The following is a 23,343-nucleotide window of genomic DNA, read 5'->3' as shown; positions in this document are numbered from 1 at the left end:
GGGGCGCCCGGTCCGGACCGGGCGCCCCTCGCGCGCGCACGCGTCCCCTACGAGGACGTCCCGCCCTCCATCGCCAGCAGCTCCTCGTTCGGGATCGCGCCGCCGAAGCGGCGGTCGCGGGAGGCGAACTCGACGCAGGCCCGCCACAGGTCGCGGCGGTCGAAGTCGGGCCACAGGACGTCCTGGAAGACCATCTCGGCGTAGGCGCTCTGCCAGAGCAGGTAGTTCGAGGTGCGCTGCTCGCCGCTGGGCCGCAGGAACAGGTCCACGTCCGGCATGTCCGGGTAGTAGAGGTACTTCGCGACGGTCTTCTCGGTGACCTTGGACGGGTCGAGGCGGCCGGCCCGCACGTCCTCGGCGATGGCCTGGGCGGCGTCGGCGATCTCCGCGCGGCCGCCGTAGTTCATGCAGAAGTACAGCGTGAGCAGGTCGTTGTCCTTGGTCTGCTCCTGGGCGACCTGGAGCTCCTTGGCCACCGACTTCCACAGCTTGGGCATACGGCCCACCCAGCGCACCCGGATGCCCAGCTCGTCGAGCTGGTCGCGGGTCTTGCGGATGAAGTCGCGGTTGAAGTTCATCAGGAAGCGCACCTCGTCGGGCGAGCGCTTCCAGTTCTCGGTGGAGAAGGCGTACAGGGAGATGTTCCGCACGCCGATCTCGACCGCGCCCTGGAGGACGTCGAGGACGCGCTCGGCGCCGACCTTGTGCCCCTCGGTGCGCGGCAGCCCCCGCTCCTTGGCCCAGCGGCCGTTGCCGTCCATGACGATCGCCACGTGCTCGGGAACCAGCTCGCCGGGGAGCTTCGGCGCGCGGGCGCCGGACGGGTGCGGCTCAGGTGCCTTGTACTCCCGGCGCTGCCGGCCCAGGAACCCGCGTACGACCATGTGCTTCTCGTCTCCTTCGCTGCTCTTCGCTGCTTACTTTTCCACGTACCGAAGGGAGCGCAGACCGCGCTCCAGGTGCCAGTGCAGATAGGCGGACACCAGCCCGCTGCCCTCCCGGACGTAGCGCGCCTCGCACGCGTCCGCGGTCTCCCAGTCTCCCGTGAGCAGCGCGCCCAGCAGTTCCAGCGTCCGCGGCGACGGTACGACGCTGCCGGGCACCCGGCAGTCGACGCACACGGATCCCCCGGAGGCCACCGAGAAGAACCGGTTCGGACCGGGCATGCCGCACTTGGCGCAGTCGCCGAAGCTCGGCGCGTACCCGTTGACGGCGAGCGAGCGCAGCAGGAACGCGTCGAGGACGAGGTGCGGGGCGTGCTCGCCGCGGGCGAGGGTGCGCAGCGCCCCGACGAGCAGCAGGTACTGCTGCACCGCCGGCTCGCCCTCGTGGTCGGTGAACCGCTCGGCGGTCTCCAGCATGGCCGTGCCCGCGGTGTAGCGGGCGTAGTCGCTGACGATCCCGCCGCCGTACGGGGCGATGGTCTCGCTCTGGGTGCACAGCGGCAGCCCGCGCCCGACCAGGTCGCTGCCGCGCGCGAAGAACTGCACGTCGACGTGGGAGAAGGGTTCGAGGCGGGCGCCGAACTTCGACTTCGTGCGGCGTACGCCCCGGGCGACGGCCCGGACCCGGCCGTGGCCGCGGGTGAGCAGGGTGATGATGCGGTCCGCCTCACCGAGCTTCTGGGTGCGCAGCACGACGCCGTCGTCGCGGAAGAGGCTCATCGCGCACCGCCGTGGCCCTGCTGGGTGCACAGCAGGACGCCGTCGTCGCGGAGCAGGGTCATGGGCCCATTCTCGCCTACGCGGAGAGGGGCGCGTGCGGCACCCACTACGATCGCCCGGTTCCTGCGGACGGGTGGAGGTGCGATGGCCGGGCGTGCGCTGGGGCGGTCGTTCAGGTGGCTGTGGGGGGCGTACACGGTCAGTACGTTCGGTACCTGGCTGGCGTTCGACGCGTTCGCGCTGATCGCAGTGCTGGTGCTGCACGCCGGGCCGGCCGGGGTGGCGGCGCTGGCGGCCGTGGGGCCCGCCGTGGGGGCGGTGCTGGCGGTGCCGCTGGGGCCGTGGGTGGAGTTCCGGCGCAAACGGCCGGTGATGGTCGCCGCGGACCTGGTGCGGGGCGCGGCCCTGCTGAGCGTCCCGGCGGCCTTCGCGCTCGGCGGGCTCGGGCTCGGGCAGCTGCTGGTGGTGTCGGTGGTCGTCGCCGCGGCGGACATCTGCTTCCGGGCGGCGAGCGGGGCCTTCCTGAAGGCGCTGCTCCCGCCGGAGGACCTGCTCGTCGCGAACGGCCGGTTCGAGTCGACGACCTGGACGGCCGCCGTGCTCGGGCCGCCGCTCGGCGGGGCCGCGGTCGGGCTGCTGGGGCCGGTGGTGACGGTGGCGGTGGACGCGGTGAGCTATCTGCTGTCGGCGGCGGGGCTGCGCGCGGTCGGCGGGCACGAGACGCCGCCCGTCCGCGAGGGCGCCGGGGGCCGCCCGCGCGCCGGTGAGCTGCTCGAAGGCTGGCGCCATCTCCTCACCCACCGCACCCTGCGGCCCCTGTTCCTCAACACCGTGCTGGTCAACGGCCTGATCCTGGCCGTCTCCCCGCCACTGGCCGTCCTGATGCTGGGGCCGCTCGGCTTCGCGCCCTGGCAGTACGCCCTCGCCTTCGCCGTGCCCTGCGCCGCCGGCCTGGCCGGCTCCCGGCTGGCCCCGTGGCTGGTCGCCCGGTACGGGCGGCACCGGGTCCTGCTGACCTCCGGGACGCTGCGCGCGTGCTGGACGCTCGGGCTGGCCCTCGTACGGCCGGGGCCCGGCGGGCTGGCGCTCGTCATGGCCGTCGAGTGCGGGCTGATCGGGTGCGCGAGCGTCTTCAACCCGGTCCTCGCGACCAGCCGGCTGGAGCTGACCCCCGCGGACCGGGTCACCCGCACGCTGTCGGCGTGGACGGTCTCCCAGAAGGCCTGCGTCGCCGCCCTGACGGCCCTGTGGGGCGCCCTGGCGGCCCTCACCGGCGCCCGCGCCGCCGTCGCCGCCGCGGGTCTGCTCCTGCTGGCCACGCCGCTGCTGCTGCGGGCGCCGGGGCTCCGCGCGGGGGCGCGCGCGGCCGCGGGGGCGGAGAAGGCGGCACCTTAGCCGGGCCGGGTCCGACTCCGGGGGCGCCACTCACCGTCCGGGCCGGCTCCGGCTCCGGCTCCGGCTCCGGCTCCGGCTCCGGCTCCGGCTCGCGGGCGTCACTCGCCGTCCGGGTCGGTTCCGTCGGGGAGGACGGGGACGCCGTCGGGCACGCCGTTCAGCAGGCCGTTGAGCGCGGGGTCGTCGTTCGGGTCGTCGGCGGCCTCCCAGATCATGCCGAACCGGCGGATCAGGGTCTGGACCTCGCTCAGGCCGGCGTTCACCGCCGTCGACGAGATCCCGCCGTCCAGGTCCGCCTGGATCTCGTAGGACATCGCCTCGTCGAAGACGATGAAGTCGATCATCTTGCCGCGGCCGATGCGGCGGGCGATCCGCTCCTGGGGCACCACCCGGACCTGGATGCCCATCTCGCCCTGCTCCTTGCAGGTCGCGGCGAGCGCCGCGAGGGAGTCGCGGTCCTGGCCCTCCTTCATGATGAACACCCGCCGGACCGTGACGTGCCGTTCCTGCATCGCCTCGCGCTGCGCGGTGAGGTAGCGGCCCGCCGGTTCGCTGTTCCAGAAGTCGTCGTCGACGACGGTGGTGCTGACGGCGTCGATGCTCGTCCTGCACCCCTGGGTGAGGTTGATGAGCCAGTCGTGGTTCTCCCCGGCGCAGTCGGCGCTCAGGTTGGTCAGCTTCTCCATCTGCCGGGCGAGGCGGTTGATCTCCTCGTGCGCGAACTCGTGGAGGATGTCAGGCCCCGTGGAGACGACCTTGGTGGCGTGCTCGGCGAGCCGGGGCACGCCGTCGCCGCGGAGTTTCTCCACCTCGTTGAAGAGTTTGGTGGCCTCGCCGATGTCGGCGAAGCGCTTCTCCACCACGTCTCTGAGGTCGCTGAGCTGGTTCACGAAGGAGGCCATGTACTGCACGATCAGCACCGTGCCGCCGCAGAGCACCGACAGCACCAGCTGCCAGGGCCCCTCCTCCCTCGGCAGCAGGACGTTGGTCAGGACGTAGACGACACCGCCCGTCACTATCGTGACCAGGAGTTTCAGGGTCAACTGCCGTGCGCTGTCACCGTCGGACCGTGTCGGTGTGCTCATCTCTTTCCCCCCGTCGGGATGATGCGCGGACTGGCGTCGCAGGGATGGTGTCGAGCGTCCTCAGGACGTGGTGAGCGAGGCGCCCAGGGCCTCGCGCTGGGTGAGGATGGCCTGGAGCAGCAACTGGTCGCGGACGCGCCGCACCTGGGTCTCCCACTGGCGGCTGAATCCGGGTTCCTGCTCCAGCAGGTCCCACAGGGCCTCCAGGGACCGCTCGACGCGTGCCTTGGGCAGCCACAGGTGCAGCAGGTGGTCGACGAGCGGGCGCAGGACCTTCAGGGCGGGCCGGCCGTCGGCGGAGCCGAGCCGGAGGCCGTCCAGTTTGTCGGTGACGGTGGTCAGCAGCCAGTCGTGCAGGGCGAGGTCCTCGCACAGGGCGGCCGCGGCGGCCGGTGCGGTGCCGGGCGGCAGCCGCAGTTCGAGGGTGCGCAGACCGTCGTCGGCGACGGTGAAGCGCAGGGCCGGCTCCGCGCCGCCGGAGGCGGCCGACGCGGTCCAGCGGACCCGGGTGTCGGTCGTGGTGAGCGGCGGGTCGAAGGAGTCCAGCAGCAGGCGCGAGATGCTCGACAGCCGGCCCTCGGCGATCGAGCCGACGTCCAGCTCGTCCTGTTCGTGGCGGGTCAGGAACCCCTCCGCGACCGCCCGGGGGGACAGGGCGCCGACCGGGACCAGCACGCCGGGCCGGACCAGGTAGTAGCCCCAGAGCCGGCGCCGGTCGGGGCCGGCGGCGGGGGCGGAGAAGTACGCGGTGGCCTGGAGCACCCGCCCCTCGACGAGGGCCGCGCGGGCGGTCACCGTGCCGACCGCGCGGACCTTGGCGCCGCCCGCGCCGGGCAGCCGGCAGTCGACGCCGGTGAGGACGTCCGGGGAGACGGCGTGCCGGTTGGGGCGCCGGGAGAGCCGGACCCGTTCGTCGGGGCGCAGCCGCAGCAGCCGTTCGGCGGTCCGCTCGTCCACCGCGTCCCGGGTGGGCAGCAGGCAGGTGCGCACCTCCCCGCAGGTGAGGACCGGGTCCGTGGTGGTGCCGGGAGGGGCCATGTCACAGCCCCGGCGGGAACACGTAGGAGGTGCGGTCCACGACGCCGGCGGGGACGGGGAAGCCCTCGCCGGCGGACCGCTCGGCGACCTGGCGCAGCGCCTCGGCCTCCACGTGGACCTGGTCGAGGACGACCCGGACGGCGTGCTCCACGGGCAGGAACCGGGCCGGCAGGACGCTGCACGTGGTGTACGCGGTGAAGGGCGCCGCCAGCGGGTTGAGGCGGACGACGGGCGGCAGGGCGTCCCACTCGGAGGGGAACGCCTTGGCGTCCCACGGGGCGGGGGTGAGCACCGCGCGGCCGTTGTCGCGCAGCAGCCCGAGCCGGACGAGCTGCCACACGGAGGCGAGGAAGGCGCAGGACCAGGTGCGCTCGTCCTCGGTGCCGCTCCACAGTTCGACGTCCATGAAGACGGAGTGGCCGCGGGCGCCGGTCTCGCTCGGCGGTTCCCAGACGCCGCCGGCCGCGTCCAGGGCGGCGGAGGTGCGGCGGGTGGGGGCGCGCCGGCCGTTGGTGAGCCAGCCGGTGCGGCTGACGGGCGGGCGGAAGCCGTTGCTGCCGGGCGGCGGGGACTCCACCAGCCGGTGCAGGACGGACTCGGCGAGTGCGGCGCGGTCGCGGCGGCCCGGCTCGGCGGCGGCGCAGCCGGACTCGCGGGCCAGGTAGTCGAGGGTGAGGCCGGCCTCGGCGGCCGCCGCCAGCAGCGGGGGGATCAGCTCGGCGGGGGTGGACAGGCGGCTGAAGTAGTCGTCGATCAGGAAGCAGGTGCTGATCCGGGGCCGCTTGCCGGCCGGCAGCGGGCCGACGCCGGCCCGGGCGGCCTCCACCCAGGGCCGTACGGCGGCGAAGTGGCGGCGCAGCCGGTCGGGCCCCTCGGTGAAGTCCTCCATGTACAAGTGGCCCAGTTCCAGGGAGAGGTGGGAATAGGGCACGGATTCGGTGCGCGGCTGTGCGCTGGTCTCCCGGAAGACGGTCCCCGGCCCGCTCACAGCTGCCCCCAGTGCTTGTCGTCGGTGAGGCGCCGGGCGAGTTCGCCCATCGCCTGCCAGGTCTCGGCGTTGGCGATCCGGCGGTCGTGGACGTCCTCGTCGGTGATGAGCCGTTCCTGCCATTGCAGGACGGGTTCCAGCGGAATGGACGCCAGCACCCGGGTCCTGCCGATACCGCGGCCGGCGGCGATTTCCTCGAGCTGGGTGTCGCACTGCCGCATCCACGCGTACTGCGCGGGCGAGACCTGCGACCACAGCGGCGAGTCGAGATTCGGTACGGCGGCCCGTACGAAGCGGATCGCGGCGGAAAGCGCGTCGGTGTCGTGGCCCATGGCGGCACCGGCCTGCACAATGCCCTGTCTGCCGTACACGAGTTCGGCGGCCGCCATCACGTGCTGTCGGGTCCAGCGGTGATAGACGAGCCATCGGGTTTTCAGGCGTCCGAGCCCGCCGCGCGATGAGGTCGCGGCGAGTGCGAGGTCCATCGCATAACTGCGTCCGGCGCTCAGGTCGACGATGATCACGTCGAATTCGCGTTTCAGCCGCAGGACGAGGTCCACGCAGCGGTGCAGGTTCTCCTCGTCGGTGACGAATTCCCCGCCGGTGCGGTCTCCGGGCAGCAGCACCAGCCGTCCGGATCCGCCGGGCCGGCTGCGCAGTTGGGGGTGTTCGGTGCGGGCCCAGACGTCGACCCGGAGGGGCTCGCCGGTCTTGCCCTTCAGGTAGGCGTGCAGGCCGCGGCCCTCGGCCTCGGTGAGGATGTCGGGCAGGTCGAACACGGCGGCCGCGGTGGGCGAGCCGAAGTCGAAGTCCAGGTAGCAGACGTCGTCCCCGTCGAGCGCGAGGTGGTAGGCGAGGTTGGCGCTGGTGACGGAGCGGCCGGTGCCCCCCTTGTCGGAGGCGGCGAAGACGAGCACGCCTCACACCCCCTGGGGGCCGTTGTCGCCCCGGGCGCGGGCGAGGGTGTCCAGCCGGGTGAGGACGCCGAGGGCCAGTGCGTAGGCGGTGCCGGGCTGCTCGTCGACCAGGTGGCGGGCGCGGCGCAGGTCCGCCTCGATCCCCTTGATCTCCTCGCCCTGGGGGCTCCTGGGGGTGGGGGCGGGCTGTTCCATCTGCTCCTTGCCGAAGAGGTGGGCCGCCTCGCTGATCAGCGCCCGTGCGAGCAGGGAGAGTTCGGCGCTGCGGATCGGCGGCTGGTCGTAGAGGGCGTGCGCGGCGACCATGCACTCGGTGACGCGCTCGGTGACGCTCCAGGACGGCGGGCCCCGGCGGACCGGTGCGTCGGGGTAGACGGCGTGCGCGTCGTCCCACAGGCCGACGCCGTCGCCCTCGGCGATGCGGCGCTGCCAGAGGTGGTCGAGGATGTCCTCGGCGAGGCGCAGCAGGCGGTCCTGGGAGGTGATGTTCCGGGACAGCGAGCAGAGCTGGATGGTCCGTTTGAGCAGTTGGGCGGAGAAGTCCGCCATGGTCCACTTCATGGCGGGGCCGAGGGCGTCGCTGCCCAGCAGGGGCAGGCTGACGCCGGGGTCGTGCAGGACGATCGCCGGGTCGTCGCGGGTCATGCCGCTGGTGATGCGGCCGCGTTCGGCGAGGCGTTCCATGACCCTGACGGTGCGGGTGAGGTCGTCGTCGGTGGCGCGGCGGCGGACCAGGTCGTGGACGAGGATGGAGGCGACGGAGAGGGAGAAGTACTCCGACTCCAGTTGCTGGAGGGTGGTCCGCCAGGGGATCTCCTCCAGCGGCCAGGTGCCGTCGCCGAAGCGGGCGACCGCCGACCAGTACTGCTGGGTGATCTCCCAGCGCAGCCGCAGCGCGTCGGCCAGCCTCTGCTGTTCGGCGTCGAGCAGACCGAGGACGAGGGTGCGCTCGGAGAACAGGTCGGGGATGCCGTCGAGGGCGACGACGGTGAAGTACAGGTAGGGCGTGGGGTGGGCGACGCCCGCGGGCTGCTTGCCGATGCCGGCGGCGGTCTCCTCCTCGACGTCGATCTCGGGCGAGCCCTTCACCAGGCTCCAGGCCCAGCCGCACTCGAACAGCCGGTTCTCGTTGCGCAGTTCGTCGGTGACGTCGCTGTCGAGGCCGAGGGTGACGCTCTCGCTGATGACGGCGCGCAGCGCCTTGAAGCGCGTCTGGAAGCGGTGCAGGACCTGCCGTTCGGAGAGCCGGCCCTGGCCGAGGAGGCGGGTGAGGGCCTGCCCCTGGTCGGAGGAGACGTCGACGACGTTGACGGTGAAGGAGCGCAGCAGGCTCACCATGGCGGCGGTCAGCCGGGCGCTGGTGGCCTCCTGGAGCCGGTCGATGCGCTCGCGGGTGCTCGCGCGCTGGGTCTTGCCCCGGTAGACCTTGAGGAAGCCGAGGGTGGCCAGGCACAGGGTGACCGACATGGAGTAGGAGTCGACGACTCCCACCTCCCGCTGCTCCTTGGAGAGTTCCTGGTCGGGGTCCTCGGGGGTGAAGTAGTAGCCGCCGGCGAAGGCGGGGCCCTCGTCGCCGCGGTGCTGCTCCATGAACTCGGAGAGGACCTGGACGAGGTTGCCGGGGATCTCGGCGGCGTCGCCCGCGTTCCTCAGCGACCGTTCCACGTCCCGCTGGGTGGTGTCGGGGTCGTCGAGACGGAGGGCGGTGATCTCGGTGGCGGGGTAGAGCAGGCACAGCAGCCGCTCCGCGTCGGCGACGCTGCTGCGGCCGCCCCAGGCGCCCCAGTCCCATTCTCCGCCGTCGAAGGAATGGCGGGCGACGGCCTGCCATACTTCGAGCAGATTCTGTCTCGGCTTGATCTGCATGCCCATTCCCCTCGCACAGGCCCGTCACCATGGAACAGAACGGATCGGAAATCAGTCTTTCCGTCGTCCACAGGCCAGGATCATTCCGGTGTATCCGGCGCGCACCAGGTGCTTCGGATTGTCCATGCGGTGGATCCTGACACCCTCCGCGTAATCCGCCAGCACCCTGGTCACCTCGGCACTGTCGATGTCTCGGGCGGGGAATTCCTCCGCGCCGACGGTGTACCCCTCGGAATGTTCCATGAATGCGGCGGCGAAGGGGGCGCCCGGATTCAGGGAACGCAGAAAGCAGCCCACTCCGTCACGGAATTCCTGGAGCGAGGCCGTGATCGATTCCGCGACGAAGAACATGGTGCCGAGATCCCAGCGTTCGTCCCCGCCGCAGAGGTCGAAGAGACTGCCCGCCACGGGTTTTCCGACGGCTTCCGCGAACCGCGTACGGGGGTCGAGGCCGGGGTCGGCGTATTCCGGCCGCTCGCGCAGGACGTCCCAGAACTGGTCCCAGTTCGCGTCATAGCCGGGGAGTTGGCTCTCGAGGTAGCCCACGTTGGCCGCGGACCGCTCCAGGAGGGTGATCCGGTCGCACCAGGGGAGCATGGCGAGGGCGGGATAGAGATTGGGTCCCGCGCCGACGTCGATACCGGCGTGGACACGGCCCGTCGAGCCTCGGAAATGATCACAGAAGTGATCACGCACACGGGCGAGGATCTCTCGGTCCACCGGCTGGATCGCGATGTAATTGCGCTTGATGTACTCCTCGGGATCGAAGGCGTCCCAGGACACATCGGCATTCTCTACGTCGGCTGTGGGCGATCCCGAGGTCATTGGTTCAGCCTAGCAGTACGCCGAGGTCTTGAAGGCGTGGATGCACCGGGCAATGATGGACGATCAGGTATGCATATCGCACAAGAAGCAGCACACGGACCATTCACTTTGTCGATCCTTCACAAGGGGACGGTATGACTCCTCTTCCCGGAGATCGTTCTCCGTCGGCCGCCGGTTCGACGGACAGCCAGGTGTCCGGAGAAAGGCGCTTACGGATCAGAGCGGCCACGGAGGGCGATCTCCCCCATATCGTCCGTCTCGACGCGGAGGCGTTCCCGGGCGACCCGTACCCGTACTTCGTGCTGCGCCAGCTCCTCGCCTCGTTCCCGCACTTCGTGTTCGTGCTGGAGGACGGCACGGACCTCGGCGGCTATGTGCTGTCGACCCCGCCGGACGCGGCCCGGAGCTGGATCCTCAGCCTGGGCATCGCCCCGGGGCTGCGCGGACAGGGCCACGGCAGGCGGCTGATGACCCGTATCCTCGGCCATCTGCGCGCGGCGGGCGTGCGGTCCGTGTCGCTCTCCGTGGAACCCGGCAACGACTCGGCCGTCGCCCTCTACCGCTCCCTCGGCTTCGTGCCCGACCCCGACGGCCCCCGCAAGGACTACTTCGGCCCCGGCGAGCACCGCCTGCTGATGACGCTCACCCTGCGCCGTCGCGGCCTGTCGTCCCGTGTGCGGTCCCGCCTGACGTCCCGTCCGCGGCCTCCCCGGTGACGGCCGCGGCACCGGCCCGGCCGAACCTCCGTACGCAGGACCGCTGCCAGGGCGTCTCCACGGCGTGCCGGCCGTAGTGCCGGCGCACGAACGCGACCGCCTCCCCGAAAGCTGGTCTACGACTCCGACACCGACGCGACGTACGAGAAGACGCTTCCGCAGGACGTGCGGGGGGACACTTCCCTGGTCGTCCGTGCGTCACCCGCGCGCCGCCGCGCCCCGCCCGTGCGTCGCCCGCACGTCCAGCCGCCAGGGAGTCCTCATGCCGTTCCCCGCCCCGCTGACCGGTGTCGTCCCGCCCCTGTGCACGCCCCTGACGCCGGAGGGGGAGGTGGACGTGGACTCGCTGCTGCGGCTGGTCGACCATCTCGTGGCGGCCGGGGTGCACGCGCTGTTCGTGCTCGGTACGACCTCGGAGGCGGCGTACCTGACGGACCGCCGGCGCCGGCTGGTGGTGGAGACGACCGTGGCGCACGTGGGCGGACAGCTCCCGGTGCTGGCGGGGGCGATCGACATGACGACGCCCCGGGTGCTGGAGCAGGTCGCGTCCGTCGCGGAGGCGGGCGCGGACGCGGTGGTGGTGATCTCGCCCTTCTACACCCGGACCCACCCGGCGGAGATCGCCCGCCACTACCGGCTGGCCGCCGCCGCGAGCCCGGTCCCCGTCCTCGCCTACGACCTGCCCGCCGCCGTCCACACCAAGCTCCCCGCGGACGTCGTCCTGGAGCTGGCCGCGGACGGGGTGCTGGCCGGGCTGAAGGACTCCAGCGGTGACCTGGCCGGCTTCCGCGAGGTCACCGCCGGCGCCCGGACGATTCCCGGCTTCAGCGTCCTGACCGGCTCCGAACTGCTCGTCGACGCGGCCCTCGCGCTCGGCGCGCACGGGGCGGTCCCCGGCTTCGCCAACGTCGACCCGCACGCCTACGTCCGTCTCGACCGTCTGTGGCGTGCGGGCGACCTGGCGGCGGCGCGGGCCGAACAGGAGCGGCTGTGCGCCCTGTTCCGCATCGTGGGCGCCGGTGACCCCGCCCGGATGGGCGCGAGCTCGGCGGCGATCGGCGCGTTCAAGGCGGCGCTGCACCTCCAGGGCGTGATCGCCTGCCCGGCGACGGCGGAGCCCCAGGTGCCGCTGTCACCGCGGGAGGTGGAGCGGGTGCAGCGGCACCTGATCGAGGCCGGACTGCTCTGACCGCCGGGAGGGGACAAGCCGGCCGGGGGCCAGCCGGGGGGAACGGGACGGCCCGGCGAGGGACAGGGCAGCCCGGCGAGGGACAGGGCAGCCCGGCGAGGGACAGGGCAGCCCGGCGAGGGACGGGACGGCCCGGCGAGGAACGGGCCAGCCCGGCGGGGAACGGGACGGCCCGGCGAGGGGCGGGGGTCAGCCGGGCGTGCCGGCCGCGCCCGGTGTCACCAGACCCGACTCGTAGGCGATGATGACCAGTTGGGCCCGGTCCCGGGCGCCCAGCTTGCCCATGATGCGGCTGACGTGGGTCTTGGCGGTGAGCGGGCTGAGCCCGAGGGTCTCGGCGATCTCGGTGTTGGTGAGGCCGCGCGCGACCAGGGCGAGGACCTCCCGCTCCCGTGCCGACAGGCGCTCCGGTCCGCCGTGGGCGGCCGGTACGGCGGGGCTGCGCAGGAAACGGGCGATCAGCCGGGCCGTCGGCCCCGGTGACAGCAGCGCCTCGCCGCCCGCGACGGTACGGATCGCGTCGAGGAGGTCGGCGGGCCGGGTGTCCTTCACCAGGAACCCGGAGGCGCCCGCGTGCAGCGCCTCGACGAGGTCCTCGTCGGTGTCGTAGGTGGTCAGCACCAGCACCTTCACCCCGGCGAGGTCCTCGTCGGCGGCGATCAGCCGGGTCGCCTCGATGCCGTCGAGGTCGGGCATGCGCAGGTCCATCACGACCAGGTCGGCGCGCTCGCGGCGGGCCAGTTCGACGGCCTCCCGCCCGGTGCCGGCCTGTCCGACGACCTCCATGTCCGGCGCCGACTCCACGAGCATCGCGAACGCGGCCCGCACCAGCGTCTGGTCGTCGGCGAGCAGCACCCGGATCGCACTCATCGGTTCTCCCCCATGGGCAGTACGGCAGTCACCTCGAAGCCCTCCCCCGGTCGTGGTCCCGCCTCCAGGGTGCCGCCCACGCTGCGGGCCCGCTCCCGCATCCCGACCAGCCCGAAGCCGGGCGCCCCGGATCCGGCGCCGGCCCCGTCGTCGGTGACGGTCACCCGCAGGGCGCTGCCGTCGTCGTGGACGCTCACCCGTACGTCCAGACCGTCCCGGCCGCCGTGGCGGACGGCGTTGGTGAGGGCCTCCTGCACGATCCGGTAGGCGGCCGCGCCGATCGCGGGCGGCACCTCGCCGTGCCGTACCGTCAGCGCGACGCTCGCGCCGGCCGCCCGGGCGGTGTCGGCGAGGCCGGGCAGGCCGTGCAGTCCGGGGAGCGGGCCCCGGGTATCGGGCGCGCCGGGGTCGCGCAGCACCTCCAGCGTGGTGCGGAGTTCGCCGCGGGCGCTGCGGCAGGTCCCGGCGATGTCGTCGAGGGCCTTGGCGACGGCCGCGCGGTCGAGCCGGCCGGGGTCGGCGGCGAGGACGTGGGCGGCGACGGAGGTCTGGACCCCGATGAGGGTGATGCTGTGCGCGAGCAGGTCGTGCAGGTCGCGGGCGATGCGCAGGCGCTCCTCGGCGACGCGGCGGCGGGCCTCCTCCTCGCGGGTGCGTTCGGCGCGTTCGGCGCGGTCCAGGGCGGCGGCGGCCATCTCGCGGTGGACGCGGGTGTAGCCGCCGAACAGCAGCACCGAGACGATCCAGCCGGAGATGCGCAGGACCTCGGCCAACTGGTGCGGGCTGACGAGCGCGTTGACGACGAGCATGATCCCGACGACGGCGGTGCCGGTGAGCAGGGTGCGGCGGGCGCCGCCGGTCACGGCGACGGTGTACAGGGCGATCATGCCGACCGGCACGGCCGCGCTGTGCGTGTAGTCGAGCGCGTGGTACGGGGCGACGCACGACACCACCGCGAGCAGCACGGTCATCGGACGCCGGCGCCGCCACACGAGGGGGACCTGGGCGGACAGCAGCAGCGCCCAGCCGGCCGCGTCCGGGGGCCGCCCGTCCTCGACGAACAGCCCCAGCACGGCGGCCACGGCGGCGGATCCGGCGGCGAGCCACACATCGGCGCGCCCTTCCGTCACCCAGCGTCCCACCGCTCCCCCCTCTCCCCCAGGGCCCTGGCCCATCCTGCCCGAGCGGGCGCCCCTCCGGCGGAGAAGGGCGCCCTCCGGATCAGCCGGCGACCGCTTCGCGCGCACGCGTCCGGTCCGGCTCCGGCGCCCGCGAGAGCCGCCCCGGCCACCACACCCTGCGTCCCAGCGCCACGCTCGCGCTGGTCACCAGGTAGGTGCGGACGACGAAGGTGTCCAGCAGCACCCCGACGGCGATGACGAAGCCCAGTTCGACGAGTTGGACGAGCCCCATGTTCGTCAGCACGGCGAAGGTCGCGGCGAGGACCAGTCCGGCGGAGGCGATGACCCCGCCGGTGGTGCGCAGCGCGGTGAGCGCGGCGGCGGACGGTTCGGCGCCCCGCAGCGACTCCTCCCGCATGCGGTGCATGAGGAAGATGCCGTAGTCCACGCCGAGGGCGACGAGGAACACGAAGGACAGCAGCCCCAGCCCCGGGTCGGTGCCCTCGAAGCCGAACACGGGTCCGAACAGCAGTCCGCCGAGGCCGAGCGCGGCGCCCCACACCGCGACCACGGCGGCGGTGAGGAGCAGCGGCGCGACGAGGGAGCGCAGCAGCACGACCAGGATCAGCAGCACCGACAGCAGGACGAGCGGGACGACGACGAGCCGGTCGCGGGCGTTGGTGTCCTTCAGGTCGAGCTGCTGGGCGCTGGCCCCGCCGACGTAGGAGCCGTCGAGGCGGTCCCGCAGCCGTTCGATGGTCGCGGTCTCGGCGGCCGACTGGGGTGGCGCGGACGCGGTCACGGAGAGCTCGGTCCAGCCTCCCCCGCTCCGTCCCCGGCGCACGTCGTCGACTCCGTCGACGTCCCGGGCCGCGGCGAGCGTGGCGTCGGCGCGGCCGGTGGGGGTGAGCACGTCGATGGGCTGGGCGGAGCCCTCCGGGTAGGCCCGCGCGAGCGTCTTCAGGGCGGCGACCGACTCGGGCCGGTCGACGAAGGCGTCCTCCTGCCTGGCCGGGCCGGGCAGGTTCAGGGCGCCCAGGGCGAGCGCGCCGAGCAGGACCGCTCCCCCGGCGAGCACGGTGAGCGGGCGCCGGCCCGCGGAGGTGCCCATCGCGGCGAACAGCGACCGGCGGGCCCGGGGCGTGCTGCCGTAGGCGGGGACCAGCGGCCAGAACACCCGGCGGCCCAGCAGGACGAGGACGGCGGGCAGCAGGGTCAGCATCGCGGCCAGCGCGCACAGGACGCCGACGGTGCCGAGCGGGCCCATCCCCCGGTTGGAGTTGAGGTCGGCGGCGAGCAGGCACAGCAGTCCGGCGGCCACGGTGCCCGACGAGGCGAGCACGGCGGGCCCGCAGCCGCGCAGGGCGGCCCGCATGGCGTCGTACGGCCGTTCGGTCCGGCGCAGTTCCTCGCGGTAGCGGGAGACGAGCAGCAGGGCGTAGTCGGTGCCGGCGCCGAAGACGAGGATGGTCATGATGCCGGAGCTCTGGCCGGACACCGAGGTGCCGAAGGCCTGGTTCAGGCCGTAGGCCACGCCCATGGAGAGGTAGTCGGCGACGCCGGCGACGGCGAGCGGCACCAGCCACAGCACGGGGCTGCGGTAGATCAGGATCAGCAGGACGGCGACGACGCCGACGGTGGTGTAGAGCAGGGGCCCGCCGAGCGAGTCGTAGACCTTGCTCGCGTCGGTGGAGAGCGCGCCCGCGCCGCCCACCTCGACCGTCATCCCGCCCTCGTCGTGGGCGACGTCGCGCACGGCGTCGACGAAGGCGTCCCGCTTCTTCTCGTCGGTGCCGGGCTCGTTGCTGGCGACGGGGTACAGGAGGGTCGTGCCGTCCTCGGAGGGGATCCCCTCGGGCGTCCCGGTCAGCGCGTGCTCCCCCGCGACCCGCGCGACCTGTTCCGCGGCGGTGCTCCGGTCGGCGGCGGTGAGTCCGCCGTCGCGGTGGTAGACGAGCACCAGTTCGGTGGTCTCGCCGCCCGGCAGCCGCTGCTGGAGCTCGGCCGCCTCGGTGGAGCCGGCGCTCGCGGGCAGGTAGTCGGTGATCCGGTCGTGCTGGACGTCGGCGAGTCGCGCGGCGAACGGTGAGGCGATCGCCAGCACGCCCGCCCAGAGTGCGAGCACCACCCAGGGGATGGCGCGTGTGCCCTTCGTTGTCCCGGCCCCCATGAGTCGGGCCCTCCCTTCGGCGCGGATGTCCGGTTGCGGCTTCCAGACTTCCGGCCCGGGCGGGGCGGATCGTCGCGCGTGAAGGCGAGTTCGGGGGTACTGCGGCGGGCGGCCGGCCCGGTGGACTACTCCCCGGGGAGTATCAGGACGGGGTCCGTGCGGTGGCCAGCAGCCGGGTCACGTCGTCCGGGCGGAGCGTCAGCGCGGCGCCCACGGTGCCCAGGACCTCGCGCTCGGCGGCGGTGTACGGGCCGTCGGCGAGGGCGATCCGGGCGCCCTGGAGCAGGATCGATTCGCGGCCGGCCGGGGCGAGGTGCGGGGCGAGCGGGTCGAGGGCCTCGTGGAGCTCTATGGCCAGGCCGGGGGCGCAGGGCGGGCCGTAGGAGCGGCCGGTGTCGGCGGCGAGGGCGTCGACGAGGGCGGCGAGCTGTTCGCGCGTGCACTCCGGGAAGCCGGCCGCGCGCACCGCCACGGCCGCCGTCTCCAGGGACGTACGGGTGCAGGTGCCGCCCGCGGAGAGGACCGCGAGGGCGACGGTGTGGACGGCGTCGCGGAGCATGGCGGAGAAGCGGACGGTGGTGGGGTGGTCGAGGACGTCGGTGCCGAAGTGGCGCAGACAGGAGACGCATTCGACGACCGGACCGCCGGCGCCGCGCGGCAGCACGGGCACGCCCAGCAGGGTGAGGCGGCGCCGGCCGGTCAGCCGCTGGTAATTGCGGTCGCCGCCGCAGCCGGGGCAGAAGAACTCGCCGTCCCCGACGGGCGTCCACGCGGTGCGGGTGCCCAGGATGCGGGCCATCCCGCCGGCCCGGCCGTCTCGTCCCCGTCCTGGCAGCACGTCGCACCTCCGTCACCGCGCGGCAACATCGCCGTGCGTCTGCGTGATGTTAGCCACATCACGCGGGCGGAGTCAGCACCCAGGACGAGACCTTTCCGTGACCTCCACGAACGGGTGGCCGATAGACGACGGGCCCCGGCCGCCGTCTCCGGCGACCGGGGCCTCAAACTCCCTGTCAGGGTGATCAGCGGCTCGCGCGGTTGACGGCCGAGACGACCGCCTTCAGCGACGCACGCGTCGTGTTCGCGTCGATGCCGATGCCCCACAGGACCTTGTCGCCGATCGCGCACTCGATGTAGGAGGCGGCCAGCGCGGAGGCGCCCTCGCTCAGCGTGTGCTCCTGGTAGTCCAGCAGGCGTACGTCGACGCCGACGGATTCCAGGGCGTTGAAGAAGGCCGAGATCGGACCGTTGCCCGAGCCGGTCAGGACGGTGTCCTCGCCGTCGACGGTGGCCTCGACGGTGAGGGTGTCCACGCCGTCCGTGCCGGTGGTCGACTGGCCGGTCCTGACCTGGATGCGGCCCCACGGGTTCTCGGGGTTGGGCAGGTACTCGTCCTGGAAGACCGCCCAGATGTCCTTCGGCGTGACCTCGCCGCCCTCGGCGTCCGTCTTCGCCTGGATGAGCCGGGAGAACTCGATCTGCATCCGGCGGGGCAGGTCCAGCTTGTGGTCGTTCTTCAGGACGTAGGCGATACCGCCCTTGCCGGACTGCGAGTTGACGCGGATGACGGCCTCGTAGGAGCGGCCGACGTCCTTGGGGTCGATCGGCAGGTACGGCACCGCCCACTCGATGTCGTCGACGGTGACGCCCTTGGCCTCGGCGTCGGCCTCCATGGCGTCGAAGCCCTTCTTGATGGCGTCCTGGTGGGAGCCGGAGAAGGACGTGTAGACCAGGTCGCCCACGTACGGGTGGCGCGGGTGGACCTCCATCTGGTTGCAGTACTCCCACGTACGACGGATCTCGTCGATGTTGGAGAAGTCGATCTGCGGGTCGACGCCCTGGGAGAACAGGTTCATGCCCAGGGTGACCAGGTCGACGTTGCCGGTGCGCTCGCCCTGCCCGAACAGGCAGCCCTCGACGCGGTCGGCGCCGGCCATCAGCGCCAGCTCGGCGGCGGCGACGGCGGTGCCGCGGTCGTTGTGGGGGTGGGCGGACAGGCAGACGTACTCGCGGCGGGAGAGGTTGCGGCTCATCCACTCGAAGCGGTCGGCGTGCGTGGAGGGCGTCGAACGCTCCACGGTGGCGGGCAGGTTGAGGATGATCTCGCGGCCCGGTCCGGGCTGGTAGACGTCCATCACCGCCTCGCAGACCTCCAGCGCGAAGTCCAGCTCGGTGTCGGTGAAGATCTCGGGGCTGTACTGGTAGCCGAACTCGGTCTCGGGGCCCAGCAGCTTCTCGGCGTACTCCATGACCAGCCGCGTGCCGTCGACGGCGATCTGCTTGATGTCGTCCTTGGAGCCGCGGAAGACGACCCGGCGGAAGACCGGCGCGGTGGCGTTGTACAGGTGGACGGTGGCCCGCCGGGCGCCCTGGAGGGACTCCACGGTCCGCTCGATCAGGTCCTCGCGGGCCTGGGTCAGTACGGAGATGGTGACGTCGTCCGGGATCGCGCCCTCTTCCTCGATGATCGAGCGCACGAAGTCGAAGTCGGTCTGGCCGGAGGACGGGAAGCCGACCTCGATCTCCTTGTAGCCCATCGCGACCAGCTGGTCGAACATCCGGCGCTTGCGCTCGGGCGACATGGGGTCGATCAGGGCCTGGTTGCCGTCGCGCAGGTCGGTGGAGAGCCAGCGGGGAGCGGCGGTGATCTGCTTCTCCGGCCAGGTCCGGCCGGGGAGGTCTACCTGCTCGTACTGGCCGTACTTGTGGATCGGCATCTGGCTGGGCTGCTGGCGGTTCGCCATGGTGCGGTGGCTCCTCAGGATGTCCGGAAGGACGGCCGACAACGCAACGCCAAGCTCCGCGGGGAGGGAGTCGGCCTCGACTAACGGCCCTCGCCGCGGCAGCTAAGGAGAAGCAGCCCGAAACGCATAGTGCTCTGCACTCTAGCCGAGTCGCATCAGACGCGCGGGCCTGTTCCAGTATGCGGGACCGCGGGGACGAACAGGGCAAAACGTGCGCCATACCACTTACCGAAGCCGCCCGGGGCCCCATGTCACCGTTTTTCACCAATCATGGTTGCCAGCGGTGACAGAGCGGTCACACGGTGCAAGGGTGCCCGGCATGACGACTCACGGGGGCTTCGAGCCCGTCTTCTGCACCGTCGTACCGCCCCACGTCCTCGACCGGCTGGCCCACCACGACGACCCCGCGCTCTCCGGTCCCGCCCGGCGCACCCTGGTGCGCGACAGCGAGCTGCGCTCCCGCCGCCGGGTGACCACCGAGTTCCGGCTGGCCGCCGCCCCGGCCGTGAAGGCGCCGTCGGACCAGCCGCTGCGCACGGTCTACGACGCCGGGCACGGCACCGACCTGCCCGGCACCAAGGTCCGCGGCGAGGGCGAGGACCCCGGCCGGGACGCCACGGTCAACCGCGCCTACTCCGGGCTCGGCGCCACCTTCGAGCTCTTCCTCAAGGCCTACGGCCGCCACTCCATCGACGGCGACGGCCTGCCCCTGGACGCGACCGTCCACTACGACGAGGACTACAACAACGCCTTCTGGAACGGCGAGCAGATGGTGTTCGGCGACGGCGACGGCGAGATCTTCGTCGACTTCACCAACGCCGTCGACGTGATCGGCCACGAGCTGGCCCACGGCGTCACCCAGTACACGGCGAACCTCACCTACTACGGGCAGCCCGGCGCCCTCAACGAGTCGATGTCCGACGTGTTCGGCTCGCTCATCAAGCAGTACACGCTCGGCCAGACCGCCGGCGACGCCGACTGGCTGATCGGCGCCGGACTCCTCGCCCCGGACGTCACCGGCCAGGCCCTGCGCTCCATGAAGGCCCCGGGCACCGCCTACGACGACGACGTCCTCGGCAAGGACCCGCAGCCCGCCACCATGGACGACTACGTCCGCACCGGCCGCGACAACGGCGGCGTCCACATCAACTCCGGCATCCCCAACCACGCCTTCTACCTGGCCGCCACCGCCCTCGGCGGCTTCGCCTGGGAGAAGGCGGGCCAGGTCTGGTACGACGTGCTGACCGGCGGCGAACTGCCCGAGCGGGCCCTGTTCACCGACTTCGCGAAGCTGACCGTCAAGGCCGCCCGGGAGCGCTTCGGCGACGGGAGCGGGGAGCTCCGGGCCGTGCAGAAGGCGTGGGAACAGGTCGGGGTGCGGATCCTGTGACCGGTGTTCCGGTGGGCGGCGGGCCCCTTCCGTACTAGACAGGACCCATGCGTATTCAGGTGAGGCGTACGGGCGGGTTCGCGGGCGTCGAGCGCCGGGCCGAGGTGGACACCGCGGGCCGGCCCGACGCCGCCGAGTGGCACGCCCTGGCCGAACAGGCGGTCGCCGCCGGCCGGAGCGCGCCCCCCGTCGGCGTCCCGGACGGCTTCAGCTACCAGATCACCGTGGACGGCAGAACGGTGTACGCCGCCGACCCCCGGCTCACCCAGGAACAGCGGAGACTGATCTCCCGGGTACTGAAGGAGGGAGCGTGACCGGCCGCCCTCTTGCAGCCGGGTGACGGCGGGGGGACCGAGGCCGGGGCGCGCTGCCGCCGGGGGCCGGGCGCAGCCCGGGGACGACGGTCACGGCTCGACCGACCGAGACGGGCGGGCGGGTGGGCAAAGGCGGGGCGCAGCCCCGCAAGGGGTCCGGGGCGCAGCCCCGGGGCGACGGTGACCGCTTGGCCGACCGAGACGGGCGGGCGGGCGGGCGAGAACCGCGCTCAGAAGCCCAGCTTGCGCAACTGCTTGGGGTCCCGCTGCCAGTCCTTGGCGACCTTCACGTGCAGGTCCAGGAAGACGGGCGTCCCCAGCAGCGCCTCGATCTGCTTGCGGGACTTGATGCCCACGTCCTTCAGCCGGCGGCCCTTCGGGCCGATGATGATCCCCTTCTGGCTGGGGCGCTCGATGTAGATGTTCGCGTGGATGTCGAGCAGCGGCTTGTCCGCCGGACGGTCCTCGCGCGGCAGCATCTCCTCCACGACCACCGCGATGGAGTGCGGCAGCTCGTCGCGCACGCCCTCCAGCGCCGCCTCGCGGATCAGCTCGGCCACCATCACCTGTTCGGGCTCGTCGGTGAGGTCGCCCTCGGGGTACAGCGGCGGGCTCTTCGGCAGCATCGGGATCAGCAGGTCCGCCAGCAGCTCGACCTGCCGGTCGCCGACCGCCGAGACGGGCACGATCTCCGCCCACTCGATGCCCAGCTCCTTGCCGAGCTGGTCGATCGCGATGAGCTGCTCGGCCAGCGCCTTGCCGTCCACCAGGTCGGTCTTGGTGACGACCGCGACCTTCGGCGTCCGCTTGATCCCGGCCAGCTCCTTGGCGATGAAGCGGTCGCCGGGGCCGAGCTTCTGGTCGGCGGGCAGGCAGAAGCCGATCACGTCGACCTCGGCCCAGGTGGTGCGGACGACGTCGTTCAGCCGCTCGCCCAGCAGCGTGCGCGGCTTGTGCAGGCCCGGGGTGTCCACCAGGATCAGCTGGGCGTCGGGCCGGTGCACGATGCCCCGCACGGTGTGCCGGGTCGTCTGCGGGCGGTTGGAGGTGATCGCCACCTTCTTTCCGACCAGAGCGTTCGTGAGGGTGGACTTGCCCGCGTTGGGACGGCCCACGAAACAGGCGAAACCGGCCCGGTGGGCGGCCTCGGCCGGCTGTTCGGATGACTGGGTACGAACGCTCATGCCGCCCATTCTCCCTGATCCCCGAAGCCCCGCCGCACCACCGCCAAGGCCCGTCACCGGGCGTGAGGTGACGGAAACCCGTACGCAACGAAACGTCACGGAAACACACCCGTACACATCCGGAAACGCGGTGCCATGAGTCTCGGACGAGCCCCCACCCCGTTGGAGACGACCGTGACCCTCGCCGCACCGATCGACACCGGCGACACCGCCTGGCTGCTCGCCGCCACCGCCCTCGTCCTGCTGATGACGCCGGGCCTCGCCCTGTTCTACGGCGGCATGGTCCGCACGAAGAGCGTCCTCAACATGCTGATGATGAGCTTCGTGTCGATCGCGCTGGTCACGGTGGTGTGGCTGGCGGCCGGCTACTCCCTCGCCTTCGGCGACGACGCGGGCGGCGGGATCATCGGCAGCCTGGAACACGCCGGAATGGCCGGGATCGGCCCGGACAGCGTCCAGGGGACCGTGCCCACCCTGCTCTTCGCCACCTTCCAGCTCACCTTCGCGATCCTCACGGCCGCCCTGGTCAGCGGCGCGATCGCGGACCGGGCGAAGTTCGGGGCCTGGCTGCTCTTCGTCCCCGTCTGGGCACTCCTCGTATACGTTCCCGTGACCCACTGGGTGTGGGGTCCGGGCGGCTGGATCGCGAGCCGGCTCGGCGCCCTCGACTTCGCCGGCGGCCTCCCCGTGGAGATCGTCTCGGGTGCCTCCGGTCTGGCGCTGTGCCTGGTCCTCGGCCCGCGCCTGGGGTTCAAGAAGGACGCGATGCGCCCGCACAACCTCCCCATGGTGATGCTGGGCGCGGGACTGCTCTGGTTCGGCTGGTTCGGCTTCAACGCGGGCTCGGCCCTCGGCGCGAACGGTCTCGCGGCGGCCGCGTTCCTCAACACCCTCGCGGCGGGCTGCACCGGCCTGCTCGGCTGGCTCTTCGTCGAGCAGAAGCGCGACGGGCACCCCACCACCCTGGGCGCGGCCTCGGGCGCCGTCGCCGGCCTGGTCGCGATCACGCCGTCCTGCGGCTCCGTCTCCCTGCTGGGCGCCCTGGTCGTCGGCCTCGCCGCCGGCGCCGTCTGCTCGTACGCGGTGAGCTGGAAGTTCAAGCTGAACTACGACGACTCCCTGGACGTCGTCGGCGTCCACCTGGTCGGCGGGATCATCGGCACCCTCCTCATCGGCGTCTTCGCGGTGGAGTCGATGACCGGCGGCCCGGAGGGCCTGCTGTACGGCGGCGGGCTCGCCCAGCTCGGCAAGCAGCTGGTGGCCGTCGCCGTCGTCGGGGCGTACGCCTTCCTCGTGACGTACGGCATCGGCAAGCTGCTCGACAAGGCGATCGGGTTCCGCGCGGACGAGGAGCAGGAGCACACCGGCCTGGACCTTACGGTGCACGCCGAGACGGCATACGATCACGGCGTCCTGGGCCACGGTGCCCCGGTCGGCGCCCCCTCCCTCCCCTCCGCCCAGAAGGCACACACGCAGGCATGAAGCTCATCACCGCGATCGTCAAGCCGTACCGCCTCGACGAGGTCAAGACCGCCCTCCAGGAGATGGGCGTGCAGGGTCTGACCGTCACCGAGGCCAGCGGCTACGGCCGGCAGCGCGGCCACACCGAGGTGTACCGCGGCGCCGAGTACCAGGTCGACCTGGTGCCGAAGGTCCGCATCGAGGTCGTCGTCGAGGACGCGGACGCCGACGCCGCGATCGACGCGATCGTCCGCGCCGCGCAGACGGGGAAGATCGGCGACGGGAAGGTGTGGGCCCTGCCGGTCGAGACGGTCGTACGGGTGCGCACCGGCGAGCGCGGGCCCGACGCGCTCTGAGCCGACGCGCTGCGGGCTGACGCGCTCCGGGCGGACGCGCTCCGGGCCGC

The 23,343-nt window shown here is 72.6% G+C and carries 21 protein-coding genes; 7 read left to right on the top strand and 14 right to left on the bottom strand.

The annotated features are described in order from the left end of the window. Positions 1–47: 47 nt before the first annotated feature. Both ACZ3KJ_RS02575 and recO read right to left on the bottom strand, forming a co-directional pair. Positions 48–884, bottom strand: coding sequence for an isoprenyl transferase (locus ACZ3KJ_RS02575; protein ID WP_467523996.1), 837 nt, complete (start codon positions 882–884; stop codon positions 48–50). A 33-nt stretch (positions 885–917) separates the two neighbouring features. After that, positions 918–1,664 (bottom strand): DNA repair protein RecO, encoded by a 747-nt coding sequence (gene recO, locus ACZ3KJ_RS02570; protein WP_467523995.1) that lies wholly within the window; start codon positions 1,662–1,664, stop codon positions 918–920. 144 nt (positions 1,665–1,808) lie between these two features. On the opposite strand from recO, the gene ACZ3KJ_RS02565 reads away from it, so the two are divergent. Further along, positions 1,809–3,059 (top strand): MFS transporter, encoded by a 1,251-nt coding sequence (locus tag ACZ3KJ_RS02565; RefSeq protein ID WP_467523994.1) that lies wholly within the window; start codon positions 1,809–1,811, stop codon positions 3,057–3,059. A gap of 98 nt (positions 3,060–3,157) precedes the next feature. On the opposite strand, the gene ACZ3KJ_RS02560 is transcribed toward ACZ3KJ_RS02565, so the two are convergent. The 6 genes from ACZ3KJ_RS02560 to ACZ3KJ_RS02535 are packed head-to-tail and all read right to left on the bottom strand — an operon-like array spanning position 3,158 to position 9,778. Continuing rightward, positions 3,158–4,144: a DUF6879 family protein gene (locus ACZ3KJ_RS02560; RefSeq protein WP_467523993.1), complete on the bottom strand. Its 987-nt coding sequence runs from the start codon at positions 4,142–4,144 to the stop codon at positions 3,158–3,160. A 60-nt stretch (positions 4,145–4,204) separates the two neighbouring features. Next, a complete protein-coding gene (locus ACZ3KJ_RS02555) occupies positions 4,205–5,182 on the bottom strand; it encodes an SCO2521 family protein (RefSeq protein WP_467523991.1) in 978 nt (325 codons plus the stop codon). A gap of 1 nt (position 5,183) precedes the next feature. Further along, on the bottom strand, positions 5,184–6,170 hold the full coding sequence (locus ACZ3KJ_RS02550; RefSeq protein ID WP_467523990.1) for an SCO2522 family protein: 987 nt from the start codon (positions 6,168–6,170) through the stop codon (positions 5,184–5,186). Beyond that, on the bottom strand, positions 6,167–7,087 hold the full coding sequence (locus tag ACZ3KJ_RS02545; protein WP_467523988.1) for an SCO2523 family variant P-loop protein: 921 nt from the start codon (positions 7,085–7,087) through the stop codon (positions 6,167–6,169). Before ACZ3KJ_RS02545 ends, ACZ3KJ_RS02550 begins: the two co-directional genes overlap by 4 nt. 3 nt (positions 7,088–7,090) lie before the next feature. After that, on the bottom strand, positions 7,091–8,953 hold the full coding sequence (locus ACZ3KJ_RS02540; protein WP_467523986.1) for an SCO2524 family protein: 1,863 nt from the start codon (positions 8,951–8,953) through the stop codon (positions 7,091–7,093). A gap of 51 nt (positions 8,954–9,004) precedes the next feature. Then, a complete protein-coding gene (locus tag ACZ3KJ_RS02535; protein WP_467523984.1) occupies positions 9,005–9,778 on the bottom strand; it encodes an SCO2525 family SAM-dependent methyltransferase in 774 nt (257 codons plus the stop codon). A 191-nt stretch (positions 9,779–9,969) separates the two neighbouring features. On the opposite strand from ACZ3KJ_RS02535, the gene ACZ3KJ_RS02530 reads away from it, so the two are divergent. Further along, on the top strand, positions 9,970–10,494 hold the full coding sequence (locus ACZ3KJ_RS02530; protein WP_467523982.1) for a GNAT family N-acetyltransferase: 525 nt from the start codon (positions 9,970–9,972) through the stop codon (positions 10,492–10,494). A 262-nt stretch (positions 10,495–10,756) separates the two neighbouring features. After that, the gene (locus tag ACZ3KJ_RS02525) at positions 10,757–11,683 is read left to right on the top strand and encodes a dihydrodipicolinate synthase family protein (protein WP_467523981.1); all 927 of its coding nucleotides are present in this window, start codon (positions 10,757–10,759) and stop codon (positions 11,681–11,683) included. A 189-nt stretch (positions 11,684–11,872) separates the two neighbouring features. On the opposite strand, the gene ACZ3KJ_RS02520 is transcribed toward ACZ3KJ_RS02525, so the two are convergent. From ACZ3KJ_RS02520 to leuA, 5 genes are all read right to left on the bottom strand, one after another. Continuing rightward, positions 11,873–12,553 (bottom strand): response regulator, encoded by a 681-nt coding sequence (locus ACZ3KJ_RS02520; protein WP_467523979.1) that lies wholly within the window; start codon positions 12,551–12,553, stop codon positions 11,873–11,875. Then, a complete protein-coding gene (locus ACZ3KJ_RS02515; protein ID WP_467523977.1) occupies positions 12,550–13,728 on the bottom strand; it encodes a sensor histidine kinase in 1,179 nt (392 codons plus the stop codon). Before ACZ3KJ_RS02515 ends, ACZ3KJ_RS02520 begins: the two co-directional genes overlap by 4 nt. Positions 13,729–13,774: 46 nt before the next feature. Beyond that, on the bottom strand, positions 13,775–15,844 hold the full coding sequence (locus tag ACZ3KJ_RS02510; protein WP_467523976.1) for an MMPL family transporter: 2,070 nt from the start codon (positions 15,842–15,844) through the stop codon (positions 13,775–13,777). Positions 15,845–15,986: 142 nt separating this feature from the next. Continuing rightward, positions 15,987–16,682 (bottom strand): TerB family tellurite resistance protein, encoded by a 696-nt coding sequence (locus ACZ3KJ_RS02505; protein WP_467523975.1) that lies wholly within the window; start codon positions 16,680–16,682, stop codon positions 15,987–15,989. A 184-nt stretch (positions 16,683–16,866) separates the two neighbouring features. Further along, the gene (gene leuA, locus ACZ3KJ_RS02500) at positions 16,867–18,588 is read right to left on the bottom strand and encodes a 2-isopropylmalate synthase (protein WP_467523974.1); all 1,722 of its coding nucleotides are present in this window, start codon (positions 18,586–18,588) and stop codon (positions 16,867–16,869) included. Positions 18,589–18,907: 319 nt separating this feature from the next. On the opposite strand from leuA, the gene ACZ3KJ_RS02495 reads away from it, so the two are divergent. After that, positions 18,908–19,978 carry a M4 family metallopeptidase gene (locus tag ACZ3KJ_RS02495; RefSeq protein WP_467523972.1) on the top strand — a complete coding sequence of 357 codons (1,071 nt, stop codon included), beginning with the start codon at positions 18,908–18,910 and terminating at the stop codon, positions 19,976–19,978. Positions 19,979–20,025: 47 nt separating this feature from the next. Then, a complete protein-coding gene (locus ACZ3KJ_RS02490) occupies positions 20,026–20,292 on the top strand; it encodes a protealysin inhibitor emfourin (RefSeq protein ID WP_467523971.1) in 267 nt (88 codons plus the stop codon). A gap of 230 nt (positions 20,293–20,522) precedes the next feature. Here the strand turns inward: ACZ3KJ_RS02490 and era are convergent, their stop codons facing one another. After that, positions 20,523–21,476, bottom strand: a complete 954-nt coding sequence (gene era / locus ACZ3KJ_RS02485) for a GTPase Era (protein ID WP_401696966.1) — start codon at positions 21,474–21,476, stop codon at positions 20,523–20,525. A gap of 135 nt (positions 21,477–21,611) precedes the next feature. Between era and ACZ3KJ_RS02480 the strand changes: the two genes are divergently transcribed. Together ACZ3KJ_RS02480 and ACZ3KJ_RS02475 are read left to right on the top strand one after the other, a co-directional pair. Beyond that, entirely contained in the window at positions 21,612–22,958 is a 1,347-nt protein-coding gene (locus ACZ3KJ_RS02480; protein WP_467523970.1) for an ammonium transporter, read from the top strand. Beyond that, positions 22,955–23,293 carry a P-II family nitrogen regulator gene (locus tag ACZ3KJ_RS02475; protein ID WP_467523969.1) on the top strand — a complete coding sequence of 113 codons (339 nt, stop codon included), beginning with the start codon at positions 22,955–22,957 and terminating at the stop codon, positions 23,291–23,293. Before ACZ3KJ_RS02480 ends, ACZ3KJ_RS02475 begins: the two co-directional genes overlap by 4 nt. The last annotated feature ends 50 nt before the right edge of the window (positions 23,294–23,343 follow it).

This window comes from Streptomyces sp. NPDC003248 (assembly GCF_055563235.1).
This window is presented reverse-complemented; position numbering and strand designations above follow the sequence as displayed.

Excerpts from the sequence above, each read along its gene's own strand:
- ACZ3KJ_RS02525 (WP_467523981.1), top strand. The coding sequence starts at position 10,757 with ATGCCGTTCCCCGCCCCGCTGACCGGTGTCGTCCCGCCCCTGTGCACG.
- ACZ3KJ_RS02515 (WP_467523977.1), bottom strand. The coding sequence starts at position 13,728 with ATGGGCCAGGGCCCTGGGGGAGAGGGGGGAGCGGTGGGACGCTGGGTG.
- ACZ3KJ_RS02510 (WP_467523976.1), bottom strand. The coding sequence starts at position 15,844 with ATGGGGGCCGGGACAACGAAGGGCACACGCGCCATCCCCTGGGTGGTG.
- ACZ3KJ_RS02520 (WP_467523979.1), bottom strand. The coding sequence starts at position 12,553 with ATGAGTGCGATCCGGGTGCTGCTCGCCGACGACCAGACGCTGGTGCGG.
- ACZ3KJ_RS02535 (WP_467523984.1), bottom strand. The coding sequence starts at position 9,778 with ATGACCTCGGGATCGCCCACAGCCGACGTAGAGAATGCCGATGTGTCC.
- ACZ3KJ_RS02560 (WP_467523993.1), bottom strand. The coding sequence starts at position 4,144 with ATGAGCACACCGACACGGTCCGACGGTGACAGCGCACGGCAGTTGACC.
- recO (WP_467523995.1), bottom strand. The coding sequence starts at position 1,664 with ATGAGCCTCTTCCGCGACGACGGCGTCGTGCTGCGCACCCAGAAGCTC.
- ACZ3KJ_RS02565 (WP_467523994.1), top strand. The coding sequence starts at position 1,809 with ATGGCCGGGCGTGCGCTGGGGCGGTCGTTCAGGTGGCTGTGGGGGGCG.
- ACZ3KJ_RS02475 (WP_467523969.1), top strand. The coding sequence starts at position 22,955 with ATGAAGCTCATCACCGCGATCGTCAAGCCGTACCGCCTCGACGAGGTC.
- ACZ3KJ_RS02575 (WP_467523996.1), bottom strand. The coding sequence starts at position 884 with ATGGTCGTACGCGGGTTCCTGGGCCGGCAGCGCCGGGAGTACAAGGCA.
- ACZ3KJ_RS02480 (WP_467523970.1), top strand. The coding sequence starts at position 21,612 with ATGAGTCTCGGACGAGCCCCCACCCCGTTGGAGACGACCGTGACCCTC.
- ACZ3KJ_RS02540 (WP_467523986.1), bottom strand. The coding sequence starts at position 8,953 with ATGCAGATCAAGCCGAGACAGAATCTGCTCGAAGTATGGCAGGCCGTC.
- ACZ3KJ_RS02555 (WP_467523991.1), bottom strand. The coding sequence starts at position 5,182 with ATGGCCCCTCCCGGCACCACCACGGACCCGGTCCTCACCTGCGGGGAG.
- era (WP_401696966.1), bottom strand. The coding sequence starts at position 21,476 with ATGAGCGTTCGTACCCAGTCATCCGAACAGCCGGCCGAGGCCGCCCAC.
- ACZ3KJ_RS02495 (WP_467523972.1), top strand. The coding sequence starts at position 18,908 with ATGACGACTCACGGGGGCTTCGAGCCCGTCTTCTGCACCGTCGTACCG.
- leuA (WP_467523974.1), bottom strand. The coding sequence starts at position 18,588 with ATGGCGAACCGCCAGCAGCCCAGCCAGATGCCGATCCACAAGTACGGC.
- ACZ3KJ_RS02490 (WP_467523971.1), top strand. The coding sequence starts at position 20,026 with ATGCGTATTCAGGTGAGGCGTACGGGCGGGTTCGCGGGCGTCGAGCGC.